The 13,004-nt window shown below is 65.7% G+C and carries 15 protein-coding genes; 9 read left to right on the forward strand and 6 right to left on the reverse strand.

Features of this window, described 5'->3' with window-relative positions:
* The first annotated feature begins 192 nt into the window (after positions 1-192).
* The 3 genes from ASE61_RS24935 (at position 193) to ASE61_RS24945 (ending at position 2,591) form a co-directional block, all read left to right on the forward strand.
* Positions 193-630, forward strand: coding sequence for a hypothetical protein (locus tag ASE61_RS24935; RefSeq protein WP_185745155.1), 438 nt, complete (start codon positions 193-195; stop codon positions 628-630).
* Positions 627-1,820, forward strand: coding sequence for an HlyD family secretion protein (locus tag ASE61_RS24940; RefSeq protein WP_061971603.1), 1,194 nt, complete (start codon positions 627-629; stop codon positions 1,818-1,820). The genes ASE61_RS24935 and ASE61_RS24940 overlap by 4 nt, the downstream gene beginning before the upstream one ends.
* A 177-nt stretch (positions 1,821-1,997) precedes the next feature.
* Positions 1,998-2,591 carry a class I SAM-dependent methyltransferase gene (locus tag ASE61_RS24945; protein ID WP_082617740.1) on the forward strand — a complete coding sequence of 198 codons (594 nt, stop codon included), beginning with the start codon at positions 1,998-2,000 and terminating at the stop codon, positions 2,589-2,591.
* A gap of 156 nt (positions 2,592-2,747) precedes the next feature.
* Here the strand turns inward: ASE61_RS24945 and ASE61_RS26725 are convergent, their stop codons facing one another.
* Positions 2,748-3,014, reverse strand: a complete 267-nt coding sequence (locus ASE61_RS26725; RefSeq protein ID WP_156407228.1) for a hypothetical protein — start codon at positions 3,012-3,014, stop codon at positions 2,748-2,750.
* A 63-nt stretch (positions 3,015-3,077) separates the two neighbouring features.
* The gene (gene mutM, locus ASE61_RS24950; protein ID WP_061971607.1) at positions 3,078-3,974 is read right to left on the reverse strand and encodes a bifunctional DNA-formamidopyrimidine glycosylase/DNA-(apurinic or apyrimidinic site) lyase; all 897 of its coding nucleotides are present in this window, start codon (positions 3,972-3,974) and stop codon (positions 3,078-3,080) included.
* 99 nt (positions 3,975-4,073) lie between these two features.
* Here mutM and ubiE point away from each other — a divergent pair, with 99 nt between their 5' ends.
* Complete coding sequence (gene ubiE / locus ASE61_RS24955; protein WP_061971608.1) at positions 4,074-4,850, forward strand: bifunctional demethylmenaquinone methyltransferase/2-methoxy-6-polyprenyl-1,4-benzoquinol methylase UbiE; 777 nt, start codon at positions 4,074-4,076, stop codon at positions 4,848-4,850.
* A 16-nt stretch (positions 4,851-4,866) separates the two neighbouring features.
* A complete protein-coding gene (gene ubiB, locus ASE61_RS24960; RefSeq protein ID WP_061971610.1) occupies positions 4,867-6,423 on the forward strand; it encodes a 2-polyprenylphenol 6-hydroxylase in 1,557 nt (518 codons plus the stop codon).
* A gap of 7 nt (positions 6,424-6,430) precedes the next feature.
* On the opposite strand, the gene ASE61_RS24965 is transcribed toward ubiB, so the two are convergent.
* Complete coding sequence (locus ASE61_RS24965; protein WP_061971612.1) at positions 6,431-7,885, reverse strand: AMP nucleosidase; 1,455 nt, start codon at positions 7,883-7,885, stop codon at positions 6,431-6,433.
* Positions 7,886-8,040: 155 nt separating this feature from the next.
* Here ASE61_RS24965 and ASE61_RS24970 point away from each other — a divergent pair, with 155 nt between their 5' ends.
* From ASE61_RS24970 to ASE61_RS24985, 4 genes are read left to right on the forward strand one after another with little or no spacing between them, the layout of a single operon-like run.
* Positions 8,041-8,388 carry an ArsR/SmtB family transcription factor gene (locus ASE61_RS24970; protein ID WP_061971863.1) on the forward strand — a complete coding sequence of 116 codons (348 nt, stop codon included), beginning with the start codon at positions 8,041-8,043 and terminating at the stop codon, positions 8,386-8,388.
* Between the two features lie 41 nt (positions 8,389-8,429).
* Positions 8,430-8,975: an SRPBCC family protein gene (locus ASE61_RS24975; RefSeq protein ID WP_061971865.1), complete on the forward strand. Its 546-nt coding sequence runs from the start codon at positions 8,430-8,432 to the stop codon at positions 8,973-8,975.
* A 53-nt stretch (positions 8,976-9,028) separates the two neighbouring features.
* Positions 9,029-9,511 carry a DUF1579 domain-containing protein gene (locus ASE61_RS24980; RefSeq protein ID WP_061971613.1) on the forward strand — a complete coding sequence of 161 codons (483 nt, stop codon included), beginning with the start codon at positions 9,029-9,031 and terminating at the stop codon, positions 9,509-9,511.
* Between the two features lie 31 nt (positions 9,512-9,542).
* Positions 9,543-9,977, forward strand: coding sequence for a VOC family protein (locus tag ASE61_RS24985; RefSeq protein ID WP_061971615.1), 435 nt, complete (start codon positions 9,543-9,545; stop codon positions 9,975-9,977).
* 313 nt (positions 9,978-10,290) lie between these two features.
* Here the strand turns inward: ASE61_RS24985 and ASE61_RS24990 are convergent, their stop codons facing one another.
* The 3 genes from ASE61_RS24990 to ASE61_RS25000 are packed head-to-tail and all read right to left on the reverse strand — an operon-like array spanning position 10,291 to position 13,000.
* Positions 10,291-11,046 carry an SDR family NAD(P)-dependent oxidoreductase gene (locus ASE61_RS24990; protein WP_061971617.1) on the reverse strand — a complete coding sequence of 252 codons (756 nt, stop codon included), beginning with the start codon at positions 11,044-11,046 and terminating at the stop codon, positions 10,291-10,293.
* A complete protein-coding gene (locus tag ASE61_RS24995; RefSeq protein ID WP_061971618.1) occupies positions 11,019-12,056 on the reverse strand; it encodes a ketopantoate reductase family protein in 1,038 nt (345 codons plus the stop codon). The genes ASE61_RS24990 and ASE61_RS24995 overlap by 28 nt, the downstream gene beginning before the upstream one ends.
* On the reverse strand, positions 12,053-13,000 hold the full coding sequence (locus tag ASE61_RS25000) for an isoaspartyl peptidase/L-asparaginase family protein (RefSeq protein ID WP_061971620.1): 948 nt from the start codon (positions 12,998-13,000) through the stop codon (positions 12,053-12,055). The genes ASE61_RS24995 and ASE61_RS25000 overlap by 4 nt, the downstream gene beginning before the upstream one ends.
* Positions 13,001-13,004: the final 4 nt, after the last annotated feature.

The following is a 13,004-nucleotide window of genomic DNA, read 5'->3' on the forward strand; positions in this document are numbered from 1 at the left end:
GACCGCAGATGAGGGCCGCGTGAAGGGCAAACGCCCCCGCAGGTAAATCACAGCTCGTGATCGCCTCGCTCGCAGGCCGACTTTTTCAACGGTATCGGCCCATTCCCGACATGTCCTAACGCGCTTACAATTCGCAGTTCGTATACGAACGCCTGATAGGCTGCCGCGTATTGCTTGCTAAGGGGTTGTTTTATGGCGACAGAAGCCAGTCTCGGGCACTCAAGCCCATCCTGGTTCACCGCTCCAGGCGAGACCGACATGTTGGCGTGGGTGGCTTTGGCGCTCATCTGCCTCGCGCTGTACGGGATCGTGACACTCTATGCTGCGTTCGACCGTTGGGCCGAACACAGCTCGAAGGGCACCCCGCTTGCAAAGACAATCCCGACATTGTTGGCAATCGCCCTGCTCTACGAAGTCTTTCCGCTCGAGCATTTCCACGTTTTCCTTCCGCTGAGCGCAATCCTTATCGCCCTGATGGCGGACTGGTCGCGCTTCCACGTTCCGCGAATTCACGAAGGTGAAGGCGCGGGCGAAGGGCACGCCGTCGTCTCGCCGGTGGCCGTCGGAGCGGGATCTCCGGAGGTTGCGGTCGTTGCCGGCCCTGCCCCGGCCGAAGGGGGGCAGAAATGATCGAGCTCCTTCTGACCTCCTTTCCGGCGATCTTCCGCTACTACCAGTTGAAGCGTCGTGGCGAAGCCATGACCGTTTGGAACATGCGCACGGCGGTGTTCCTGTGGGCCTTCCTCGCATTCTTACTGTTCGTCACGATCTTCTATTTCCATCCGAAGTCCTATTCCGGTCTCCTGCCTTACCGCACCGTATCGATCGTCGCGCAGACGAGCGGCCCGGTCACGGAGGTCGCCGTCAGGAACATGCAGAGGGTCTCTGTCGGCGATCTGCTTTTCCGGATCGAGAACAACACCCAGAAGGCGGCGCTGAAGCAGGCGGAGGCCGAATTCGACAAGATCACGGCCGCCGCGGCCAAAGCCTCTGACACTCTGAAGGTCGCGGAGGCGAGCGTGGCCGTGTCGAGCGCTTCGCTGGACAAGCTGAAAGGCGACCTCGAAAACGCGCAGGCTCTGGTCGCCAGGAACTCCGGCACAAGGGAAGCCGTGCGCCTGGCGGAGTCTTCCTTCGCGATCGGCGAGGCCAATCTGGCGTCGGCGCAGGCACAACAAAGCCTGGCCCAGGCCGAGATTTCCCAAACCATCCCGGCGCAGCGAAAAGCCGCCGAGGCCGCTCTGGAAAGCGCCAAGGTTGCGTTGGGGATGACCGAGGTGCGCTCGTTCACCGATGGCGTCGTGACCCAATTGGCCATGAGCACGGGAAGCCCCGCGTCCACGCTGATATTGAGCCCCGCGATGGTGATCATTCCCGACCGCCCGAACGATCTTCCGCTGAGAATCACGGCGGGCTTTCCCCAGGTCGCGCGTTCAGCCCTCTACGAAGGGATGCCAGCGGAAATTTCCTGCGACACCAATATCGGCCTGAGCTTCAGCAACACGGTCCTCCCTGCACGGGTCCGCCACATTCAGCCGGCGATAGCGACCGGCCAGATCGTGCCGGGAGGGCAACTGATCGATCTCAGCCAGCGAGTCACGCGCGGATCGCTTCTGGTCTATCTGGAGCTTGAGCATAAGGACCAAGAGAAGATCATGGTCGACGGTACCGGCTGTATCGTTCAGACCTACACCAATGATCTCGGCGGATTCACGGGGCACCTGATCGCGGCCACGGGCGTGGTCAAGGCTGTCGGCTTGCGCTTGAAGGTGTGGGGCGCACTGATCGCCGGAATCGGTCTTGCCGGAGGCGGCCATTAGCCAACGCCGCGTCGACGCCGGCGTTGGCTGGTGCATTGCCGGGCGGACGCCAATGGCGGCTGCCGACCCGTTGCAGGCATCGTAGCAGAGGCTACTCTGTGTGAGGCGACGTTTTGATCCGAGGCCGTTGTGGATTGGCAAACTTGGCACGGCAAATACGACACTCCCCACTCACGGATGGCCGAGCGACTGCGGACTGTTCAAGCGCAAATCGACCTTGCTCTCAACAGCTGCGATCCGGGTCCGATCCGCGTAATCAGCCTATGCGCAGGCCAAGGCCGGGATTTGCTCGAGGTCCTGCAGGGTCATCCGCGCCGGAATGACGTTCAGGCCCGCCTTGTCGAGCTGGACCGTCGAAATACCGAGTTTGCCGAGCGGCTCGCCTTCTCCAGCGGGCTTCATCAGATCGAGGTCATGACCGCTGACGCTTCGATCAGCGATCATTATCGCGGCATGACGCCAGCGCATCTCGTGCTGATCTGCGGCGTGTTCGGCAACATCCATGATGGTGATATCGAGCGCACGATCGACCGCTGTCCGCAACTGTGCGCAACCGGTGGACGCGTTATCTGGACCCGCCACCGCCGAAAGCCAGATCGGGTGCCCATGATTTGTCGACGGTTCGAAGGGCTAGACTTCGAACAACATTGGCTATCTGCCCCCGAGACAGAGTTGGCCGTCGGGGTCCACCAGTTTCGGGGAAAACCCTCCCCTCTCGTGCTGGGCGAACGCATGTTCACGTTCGTCGGTTACGACAAGTTGATATCGTGAGCTTAGGGGTGCCTCGGAGATGAGGTCCTCGGAGAAGGGGTAGGCGCTGCGATCGATTTCCGCTTCCGACCCATAGCTGACAATATAGTTTACGGTTCGCTAGTCCGCTTCTGCCCCAAAGCTGACAGCAATTTCTCACGAATGAAACAAAAATAGTTAGATGATCGTGCAATTCGCAAAAACAAACTGACGCTTATCGAGCTCTCTGAGGCACGCTTCTTCGCAGGTTTGTTGCTCGATTGGCGAGCCACCAATGCGCCGCACTACCTTGTAACAAACCAATAGGCCGCTTCGATCTTTCTTGCGAAAGACCGGTCCCATTTTCCGGCCGTTCAGTTGATCCTGTGCCGCAACATATCCCGACATGGCGGGGTCAATACCCAGCATGCCGATTAGCGCGATACGAGGTAGTTTTCTCGCCATCCTGCCTTCGTATCGAACTCTCGGCCGGATGTCCGCTCCCGACCCTAAGCGGAGATCGGACCGCTAGCGAACGGCCCGCTTCTGGCAGCTCTCGCAATAAAACGTCGAGCGTCCCGACTGCACCAGCCGCTTCACCAGCTTTCCGCAACCCGGCGTGACGCAAACCTCACCCTCGCGATCATAGACCTTGAAGCGGTGCTGGAAATAGCCGAGCGAGCCGTCGGCATGGGCGAAGTCGCGCAGCGTCGAGCCGCCGGCCGCGACCGCCTCCTCCAGCACCTCGCGGATGATGCGGGCGAGCTCATGGGCCTTCTCGCGCGGTCGCCCCGTCGGGGTCGCGATCGTTCCCGCTTCTGCCTCCGGATGGAGGCCGGCCCGGAACAAGGCTTCGCAGACATAGATATTGCCTAAGCCCGCCACGAGCCGCTGGTCGAGCAGCGCGGCCTTCAGGGGCGCGAACTTGCCCGCGAAGAGTTTTGCCAGCGTCTCGCCGGATAGTTCGTTGCCGAGCGGCTCGATGCCCATCCCGGCGAAGTGTCTGCAGGTCTCGAGCTCGTTGCGCGGCAGAATGTCCATGAAGCCGAAGCGGCGCACGTCGTTATAGGTGACGCGCGCGCCCGTCCCCATTTCGAACACGACATGGTCGTGGATCAGGTGCCGGCCGATCTCATTATAATAGGAGCCGGGCTCGGTCGGCGGCGTTCCGGGCGCCTCGACGATGAAGCGCCCGCTCATGCCCAGATGCATCACGAGCGCCGCGCCGTCGTCGAGATCGGCGATCAGATATTTCGCCCGCCGCGACAGGGCGTCGATCCGCCGCCCGGTCAGCCGCTCGGCGAAGCGCTCGGGCAGGGGGAAGCGCAGATCCGGCCGGCGCAGCTCGACGCGGTGGAAGCGCTCGCCCAGCATGGCGGGCTCCAGCCCGCGCCGGACGGTTTCGACCTCGGGTAGCTCCGGCATATCAACGACCTTCGTAAAGCCTGCGTCGAGACGGGCCGCGACAAGCCCGCAACCTTTGGCTATTCATCGCTTCAGCCAAACACAAGAGCGGCCAGAAACGTGACAGCAGCCCAGAATACCGGACCCGGGGACACCACCCATTTCGGCTTCGAGACGGTGAAGCTCGCCGAGAAGCAGGCCAAGGTCGACGACGTCTTCCACAAGGTCGCCAACCGCTATGACCTGATGAACGATCTGATGTCGGGCGGTTTGCACCGGGCCTGGAAGAGCGCGCTGCTGACCGCGATCAATCCTGCGAAGGATCGCCCCTTCCATCATCTCGACGTGGCCGGCGGCACGGGCGATGTCGCCTTCTCGGTGCTGGAGGCCGGCGGCCCCGAGACCGATGTCACCGTGCTCGACATCAACGCCGACATGCTGCGCGTCGGGCGCGAGCGCGCCGACAAGCGCTTCCCGGACAATGATCGCATCCGCTTCGTCCAGGGCAATGCCGAAGAGCTCGGCCTGCCGGACAACCATTTCGACTGCTACACCATCGCCTTCGGCATTCGGAACGTGCCGCGCATCGACAAGGCGCTGGCCGAGGCCTATCGCGTGCTGAAGCGCGGCGGGCGCTTCCTCTGCCTCGAATTCAGCCATGTCGACGTGCCCCTGCTCGACAAGATCTACGAGACTTATTCCTTCAAGGTCATCCCGCCGATGGGCCGCATGGTCACCGGCGAGGCCGAGCCCTATCAGTATCTCGTCGAATCGATCCGCAAATTTCCGAAGCCGCAGGCTTTCGCCAACATGATCGAGGATGCCGGCTTCCGCCGCGCGAAGTTCACGCCGATGACCGGCGGCGTCGTAGCGCTGCATTCCGGCTGGAAGCTGTGATGCTGGCTCAGGCGGCATGATCTCCTCCTTCTTCCACCTGCTGCGCGGCGCGCGCGTCGGCTTCGTGCTGGCGCGCGAGGGTGCGCTGGCGCTGGTCGACCCCTCCGTGCTGCCGCCGCTGGCGCGCGGGCTGATCCGCGTCGGCCGCCTGATCGAGCGCCGCGGCGCCGGCTCCTCCGCGACAAGGCTCGCGGCGGCGATGACCCGGCTCGGCCCGTCCTATGTGAAGTTCGGCCAGTTCCTGGCGACGCGGCCCGATGTCGTCGGCATGAGGATCGCACAGGATCTCTCGGCCTTGCAGGACCGGATGCCGGCCTTCCCGATGGCGGAAGCGCGCGCCATCGTCGAAGCCGCGCATGGCGGAAAGCTCGAAGACCTCTTCGTCGAATTCAGCGAGCCGGTCGCCGCAGCCTCGATCGCTCAGGTTCATCGCGCCCGCCTGAAGGACGGCCGCGAGGTCGCGGTCAAGATTCTGAGGCCCGGCATCCGCGATCGCTTCAACCGCGATCTCGCCGCGATGCGTTTCGGCGCCGAAACGGCGGAAGCACGCTCGGCGGAGGCGCGGCGGCTGCGCTTCAGCGGCGTGGTCGAGACCCTGGCGCGCTCGGTCGCGATGGAGATGGATCTGCGGCTGGAAGCTGCCGCCCTCTCCGAATTCGCCGAGAATACCAAGGGCGACACCGATTTCCGCGTGCCGGAGCCGGACTGGCAGCTCACGGCGCGGGAGATGCTGGTCGACGAATGGATCGACGGCGTCCGCCTCTCCGATGTCGAGGGCTTGCGCGCCGCCGGCCACGATCTGCCGGAGCTCGCCCGCAACATCATCCAGTCCTTCCTGAAGCATGCGATCCGCGACGGCTTCTTCCATGCCGACATGCATCCCGGAAACCTCTTCGTCGATGCGGAGGGGCGCCTCGTCGCGGTCGATGGCGGCATCATGGGCCGGCTCGGCCTGAAGGAGCGGCGCTTCCTCGCGGAAATCCTGCTCGGCTTCATCACCCGCGACTATACGCGCGTGGCGCAGGTGCATTTCGAGGCGGGCTATGTCCCGGCCCATCACGACGTCGCGGATTTCGCCCAGGCGATCCGGGCCGTCGGCGAGCCGATTCATGACAAGAGCGCCGACCAGATCTCGATGGCCAAGGTCCTGACCCTGCTCTTCGAGATCACCGGCATGTTCGACATGGCGACGCGCACCGAGCTCGTCATGCTGCAGAAGACCATGGTGGTGGTCGAGGGCGTGGCGCGCACGCTCGATCCCCATCTCGACATGTGGGGCACGGCCGATCCGGTGGTGCGGTCCTGGATCACCCATAATCTCGGTCCGCTCGGCCGTCTGGAAGAGGCCGGGCGCGGCGCCCGCTCCCTGCTCGGCTCGCTCGCGAGCCTGCCCGACACGGTCATCCGCGCCGAGCGCGTGCTCGGCCAGCTCGAGGATGCCTCGCGCCACGGCTTCTCGCTCGACGAGCGCAGCGTCGAGGCGATCGGCCGGGCCGAAGCCCGGCGCAACCGCTGGGGCAATCTCGCGCTCTGGGTGATTGCGGGGCTCTTGGCCTACGGTCTGTTCGGCTGAGCAGCGCTTACCTAAACGGCGGCTCGTCGAAGCTCCTGAGCTTGCGCGAATGGATCGTGGCGCCCGCTTCCTTGAGCTTCTCCAGCGCATCGAGCCCGATGCGCAGATGCTCGCCGACGGCGCGCTCGTAGAAGGCGTTGGCGGCGCCGGGCAGCTTGATCTCGCCGTGGAGCGGCTTGTCGGAGACGCAGAGCAAGGTGCCGTAGGGCACGCGCAGCCGATACCCTTGGGCCGCGATCGTGCCGGATTCCATGTCGACCGCGATGGCGCGCGACAGGTTGATGCGCCGCCGCTCCTTGGTCCATTGCAATTCCCAGTTGCGGTCGTCCTGGGTCACGACGGTGCCGGTGCGCAGGCGCTGCTTCAGCCGGTCGCCCTTTTCGCCGGTGATGTCGGCCGCCGCCTGCTGGAGCGCGACCTGCACCTCCGCGAGCGCCGGGATCGGGATGTCCGGCGGCACGAGGTCGTCGAGGATGCGGTCCTGCCGGAGATAGGCATGGGCCAGCACATAATCGCCGATGATCTGGGTCTGGCGGAGCCCGCCGCAATGGCCGACCATCAGCCAGCAATTCGGCCTGAGCACCGCGAGATGGTCGGTGATGTTCTTTGCGTTGGAAGGGCCGACGCCGATATTGACCAGCGTCACGCCCTCGCCGCCGGTCCGGATCAGGTGATAGGCCGGCATCTGGAAACGGTGCCAGGGCGCCGACATCACCCGCTCGGCGGCCGAGACGTCGATGCCGTCGCGGTCGATGCGGATGCCGCCCGGCGCGATCAGCGCCTCGGCCGTGCCGGCTTCGATCTCGGCGAGGCCGAGCCGGACGAACTGGTCGACATAGCGGTGGTAGTTGGTCAATAGCACCCAGGGCTGCACCGCCCGCCAGTCGGTGCCGGTGTAATGCACCAGCCGCCGCAGCGAGTAGTCGACCCGCACCGCGTCGAACAGCGAGAGCGGGCGCGGCTCGCCCTCGATCAATTCATAGCTGCCATCGGCGATCTCATCGCCGACCAGCGCCAAAAGCGGCGTCGGGAAATAGCGCGCCAGTTCCGCGGCGGTGATCTTGCCGCGCCCCAGTTCGTCGCCGCCTTCGAGCGCATAGGGGTAGGGGATTTCCTGGGTGCTGACGCCGGTCTCGATCGTGGCGCCATACTCGGCGACCAGCGGCTTGAGCTGGTCGAGCAGATAGGCGCGGAATTCGGCCGGCTGCGTCACCGTGGTCGAATAGATGCCGGGCACCGCGAATTTGGCGTAGCCACGCCGCGTCGCCGCCGGCAGCTTCGACGGCTCGTAGGTCACGCGCAGCATCGGGTAGCGATAGCGCTCCCGGTCATCCGCCGTCGGCGCCTCGCCGGTATCGAAGAAGCGCTGCAGATCGCCGCGCAGGGCCGAGCGTGCCTCGTCATAGAGCCGTTCGAGCCGGTCCACGGCGGCTTCCGGTGTCGCTGCGGTCTCGAAGCTCATGAACCCTCCTCGTTTGCTGTTGGTTCTAGCCGCGTGTCCGCGCTCCTGACAACAACCGGCGGTGGCCCGCGCCAGCTTGCGGCCCAGCTCGGTTGACAGGCAGGAGGAATGTGATTAGTAAACCGATCAGTTAATTAACTGATCGGTTTCATATGATGTCGACGGACCCGCTCAGCCTGACCTTCACAGCCCTCGCCGACCCGACGCGCCGCGCCATCCTGGCCCGGCTGTCGCAAGGCGAGAGTTCGGTGAAGGAGCTGGCAGAGCCCTTCGCGATGAGCCTGCCGGCGGTCTCCAAGCACCTGAAGGTGCTGGAGCGCGCCGGGCTGATCACGCGGGGGAAGGAAGCCCAGTGGCGACCTTGCCGGCTCGACCCCGGCCCGCTGCAGGACGTCTCGCAATGGCTGGAGCATTACAGCCGTTTCTGGGACCAGAGCCTGGGGCGGCTGGACGATATGCTCCGCGCGATCAAGGCGAAACCACCCGATAAGCCGGGCGTTTGACGCCAAAGCCATTCCTCTCAGCTCCGTTTCAGGTGTTCGTCATGCTCAAGACTATTCTTCTCAGCCTGCTCGGCCTCGTCGCGACCGGTATCGTCGTCGTGCTCATCCTGGCCGCCCGCAAGCCCGATACCTTCCAGGTCACCCGCTCCATCGCGATCAATGCCGCGCCGGAGCGCATCTATCCGCTGATCGCCGATTTCCGGGCCTGGAACGCCTGGTCGCCCTGGGAGAAGAAAGACCCGGCGATGAAGCGCACCTTCGGCGGCCCCGAGACCGGCGTCGGCGCGACCTATGCCTGGGCCGGCGACAAGAATGTCGGCGAGGGCAGCATGCGCATCACCGAGGCCCAAGTGCCGGGCAAGCTCGCGCTCAAGCTCGATTTCCTCAAGCCCTTCGAGGCGCATAACGACGTCGTCTTCGCGCTGACGCCGCAGGGCCAGCAGACGAACGTGACCTGGATCATGACCGGCCCGACCCCGTTCATCGGCAAGATCATGCATGTCTTCATGGACATGGACCGCATGGTCGGCGGCGATTTCGAGACCGGACTCAAGGCCATGAAGGCTGCGGCCGAGCGCGCCGCCTGAGGCGGCGCATCAACCCCGATCCCCGAAAACAACAACACGAGAGGAGAGAAACCATGATGGGCGAACCGCAGAAGGAGCATGAGTGGCTCCACCAGCTGGTCGGTGACTGGACCGCCGAGATGAACTGCTCGATGGGACCGGATCAACCGCCGTCAGCCTCGAAGGGCACGGAGAGCGTGCGCTCGCTCGGCGGGCTCTGGACGCTGGGCGAGGGGCAGGGTGAAGGGCCTGAGGGCACGCCGGTCACCAGCCTGATGACGCTCGGCTTCGATCCGGCCAAGGGCCGCTTCGTCGGCAGCTTCGTCGCCTCGATGATGACGATGATGTGGACCTATGACGGTGTCATTTCCGAAGACGGCAAGTCGCTGGTCCTCGACACCGAGGGGCCCAGCATGGCGGGCGACGGCTCGATGGCGAAGTATCAGGACGTCATCACCTTCCTGTCGCCGGACCACCGCACCCTGACCTCGCGCGTGCTTGGGCCCGACGGCCAGTGGGCCGAGTTCATGGCCGCCCAATACCACCGCAAGCGCTGAACGCTTTCCACCGCATCCAGGAGGACACGCGATGAAACTCTCGACCTATCTGATGTTCGACGGCAATTGCCGCGAGGCCTTTACCCATTACGAGAAGGTGCTGGGCGGCAGGATGCTCGCCATGATGGACCACAAGGGCACGCCGGCCGAGGAGCACACTCCGCCCGATTGGCAGGACAAGATCCTGCATGCCTGCCTCGAGATCGAGGGCCAGATGCTGATGGCTTCCGACGCGCCGCCGGATCGTTCGGACGGGCCGATGCGCTCGGTCTCGGTCAGCGTCGGCGTTGCGACGCCGGAAGAGGCAGACCGCATCTTCGCCGGACTCTCCGAAGGCGCCGCCAAGATCATGATGCCGATGGCCGAGACCTTCTGGTCGCCGCGCTTCGGCATGCTGACCGACCGTTTCGGCACGAGCTGGATGATCGGCGCCGAGATGCCGGCCGACAAGATGAACTGCGGCTGACGGCTTTCGAGGCTCTCGGCAACAGCCGAGATCAGAGCGAGAGGGGCAGGGGTGAGGTGTAGGTCCTTCGACCAGTGCCGACCGGGCGGCCGTACCACCGCTGTCTTCCCGTGCGCGCTGCGGCGCGCAGTGCCGCTGCGCAGACACGGGATCGCGTGCAGGAAAAGGCGCCTCTCTGGAGCGCGCGCAGAAAAGACGCCCTTTTCCAAGGGCGGTCCCCCGTGTCTGCGCAGCAGCTTTGGCATGTTGCAGCGCGCACGGGATGACGCGCTTTTCTCGTCGTCGGTGCGGCGTTCCGCGAATGGCGCCTCCCCTACGACCGCCCGCCATCCACCGAGAGCACCTGCCCGGAAATCCAGCCGGCCTGCTCGCTCAGGAAGAACAGCGTGGCGTTGGCGATATCCTGGGGCGTGCCGAGCCGGCGGGTATGGATGCTCTCGACCAGCTTTTTCTGCCCCTCTGGCCCGTAGCTCTGCCATTGCCGCTCGGTCGCGGGGTTGGAGCGCACGAAGCCCGGCGCCACCGAATTCACCGTGATGCCATACGGCCCGAACTCCCAGGCGAGCTGCTTCGTCAGGCCGACCAGCGCGTGCTTGGCGCTGGCATAGGCCTGGATGCCGGTGAGGCTTGGCCTCAAGCCCGCGCCCGACGAGATCGTCACGATCCGCCCATAGCCGGCCTGCTTCATCACGGGCGCTGCCGCCTGCGCCAGGAAGAAGGCCGCATCGACATTGGCAGCGAAGATCACGCGCCAGTCTTCCTCGGAAACCGCCTCGATCGCCCCGCCGACCTGCCCGCGCACGCCGCCGGCAGCATGGACGAGAAGATCGAGCTTGCCATCGGCCGCCACGATCGCGCGCACCAGCGCCTGCGCCGCATCGGGCGAGCCGAGATCGGCCGCGTGCCCGGTCGCGCTGATCTCCTTCGCGGTGGCCTGCACCCCCGCCGCATCGATATCGGCGAGGTGGACCCGCGCCCCGGCCTCGGCCAGCGCGACGGCGATCGCGCGCCCGATGCCCTGGGCTGCGCCGGTGACGAGGGCTACGCGGTTGTCGAAGCGGATCTGCATTGGTCGACCAGCACTTTCAGCGTCTCGAAGGCCATCGGACGGCGGCCGTCCTCGATGTCGTGGATCAGCGAGACCAGCGTCTCGATCGCGGGCGTCGCGATGCCGACCTCGCGGCCGAGCGTGGCGATGACGCCGATCTGCGGATCGACTTCGGTCTTGCGCTTGCGCACGGCGAGATCGCGCCAGATGCCGGAATGGGTCTTGGCGGTTTGCGAAGTGTAATGCGCGAGCCAGCGGATCGTTTCGACCTGGGGGCCTTCCGGTCGTCCCGGCGCGAACACCATCGGATCGAACTCGCCGAAGCCGAGCGAGGTCACGCCGCGCCTGGCCGCGACTGCGCCGACCTCGCGCCCGAGAGCCAGCCAGACCGGCAGCCGTTCCGGGTCCGAAAAGTTCGCCGACATGGAATCGTCGGTCAGGGCGGTGGCGAACAGCATCGCGCCATAGGCGAGCTTGCCCCAGAGATAGCCAAAGATGTTGCCGGTCAGGATCGCGTCCGGCTCGAACAGCCTCATCAGCCGGTGCATCTCGGTCGCGCGCTCGCTCATCGACCCGTCAAGCTCGCCGACAACCGTCGCACCGCGATTGCCGTAGAGGATTTCGCCCGGCCCGAGCCAGTCGGCACCGAAATTGACGAAGCAGCCCATGGTGCGCTGTTCGCCGACCGCCTTGGCGATGGCGAGTTCGTTCAGGCCGTTCTGGGCGGAGAGCACGAAGCCGTCCTCGGTCAGATGCGGCTTCAACGCGGCGAGCGCGGCTTCCGTCGCGCCGGCCTTCACGGCGAGCACGATACGGCTGTAGCGGCCGGTCAACTCGGCTGGCGTCGCAGCCGGGACAACTTGCGTAAAGGCCTCGACCGGCCCGGAAATGGCGAGCCCCTTGGTCCTGCACGCCTCGACATGCTCGGGCACGATGTCGACCAGCAGGACCGGCACGCCGGCCCGCGCCCAATAGGCGCCGAGCGTGCCGCCGATGGCGCCGGCGCCCCAGATCAGGATGGGTTCGCTCACGCCTGCCCCGCCAGTTCGACATGGTCATGCGTGGCGACATGGACGAGGCCGTCCGCCGTCACCCAGCCACGATACATGCCCTCGGTGTTGTAGGGCGCGACGACCGTGCCGTCGGCACCGACCGCGACCAGCCCGGCGCCGATCTTGTGCTCGGAGAGTTCGGCCAGGACGGCATCCGTCGCCGCCTCCAGCGAGAGGCCCTTATAGGCGATCAGCGACGCGATCTCGTGGCCGACGCAATAGCGGATGAAATACTCGCCCTTGCCGGTGCCGGAGACGGCACAGCGCCCGTCGCGGGCATAGGTGCCGGCGCCGATGATCGGGGAATCGCCGACGCGGCCGACCGGCTTGTTGGTATAGCCGCCGGTCGAGGTCGCGGCGGCAAGATGGCCCTGCGCGTCGCAGGCGACGGCGCCGACCGTGCCGTGCTTCTCGGCCTCGCTCGCCTCGGCGGCGGTGCCGACGATCTCGCGCAGCTTCATCGAGGCGAGGTTCTTGCGCCGCCGCTCGGTCGAGAAATGCTCGTTCTCGACGGTGTCGACGCCGTCATGCTCGGCGAAATCGTCGGCGGCGGGGCCGGCGAGCATCAGCGGGTCGCCGCGCAGCATCAGCGCCTTGGCGGCGCTGATCGGATTGCGGATGCGCCTGGCCCCGCAGATCGCGCCGGCGGCGAGCGTCGCCCCGTCCATGATCGAGGCGTCGAGCTCGTGCTCGCCCTCGCTGTTGAAGGCCGCGCCATGGCCGGCGTTGAAATGCGGGGAATCCTCCATCACCCGCACGGCCGCCTCCACGGCGTCGACCGCCGCGCCGCCCTTGCTCAGGATCGCCCAGCCGGCGCGGAGCGCGCCGGCGAGGTCGGACCGGGCCTGGGCCCATTCGCCCTCCGTCATCTCGGCCTTCGGCAGCGTGCCGCAGCCGCCGTGGATGGCAAGCGCGAGGGTCATATCG

The sequence above is a fragment of the Allobosea sp. Root670 genome (assembly GCF_001429415.1).
In the GTDB taxonomy this organism is placed as follows: Bacteria; Pseudomonadota; Alphaproteobacteria; order Rhizobiales; family Beijerinckiaceae; genus Allobosea; species Allobosea robiniae.

Bases quoted from the DNA above. Each gene is read 5' to 3' on its own strand.
- mutM (WP_061971607.1), bottom strand. From the start codon at position 3,974: ATGCCGGAGCTACCCGAGGTCGAAACCGTCCGGCGCGGGCTGGAGCCC.
- ASE61_RS24985 (WP_061971615.1), top strand. From the start codon at position 9,543: ATGAAACTCTCGACCTATCTGATGTTCGACGGCAATTGCCGCGAGGCC.
- ASE61_RS24980 (WP_061971613.1), top strand. From the start codon at position 9,029: ATGATGGGCGAACCGCAGAAGGAGCATGAGTGGCTCCACCAGCTGGTC.
- ASE61_RS24965 (WP_061971612.1), bottom strand. From the start codon at position 7,885: ATGAGCTTCGAGACCGCAGCGACACCGGAAGCCGCCGTGGACCGGCTC.
- ASE61_RS24990 (WP_061971617.1), bottom strand. From the start codon at position 11,046: ATGCAGATCCGCTTCGACAACCGCGTAGCCCTCGTCACCGGCGCAGCC.
- ASE61_RS24940 (WP_061971603.1), top strand. From the start codon at position 627: ATGATCGAGCTCCTTCTGACCTCCTTTCCGGCGATCTTCCGCTACTAC.
- ASE61_RS24970 (WP_061971863.1), top strand. From the start codon at position 8,041: ATGTCGACGGACCCGCTCAGCCTGACCTTCACAGCCCTCGCCGACCCG.
- ASE61_RS25000 (WP_061971620.1), bottom strand. From the start codon at position 13,000: ATGACCCTCGCGCTTGCCATCCACGGCGGCTGCGGCACGCTGCCGAAG.
- ASE61_RS24975 (WP_061971865.1), top strand. From the start codon at position 8,430: ATGCTCAAGACTATTCTTCTCAGCCTGCTCGGCCTCGTCGCGACCGGT.
- ubiB (WP_061971610.1), top strand. From the start codon at position 4,867: ATGATCTCCTCCTTCTTCCACCTGCTGCGCGGCGCGCGCGTCGGCTTC.
- ASE61_RS24935 (WP_185745155.1), top strand. From the start codon at position 193: ATGGCGACAGAAGCCAGTCTCGGGCACTCAAGCCCATCCTGGTTCACC.
- ASE61_RS26725 (WP_156407228.1), bottom strand. From the start codon at position 3,014: ATGGCGAGAAAACTACCTCGTATCGCGCTAATCGGCATGCTGGGTATT.
- ASE61_RS24945 (WP_082617740.1), top strand. From the start codon at position 1,998: ATGGCCGAGCGACTGCGGACTGTTCAAGCGCAAATCGACCTTGCTCTC.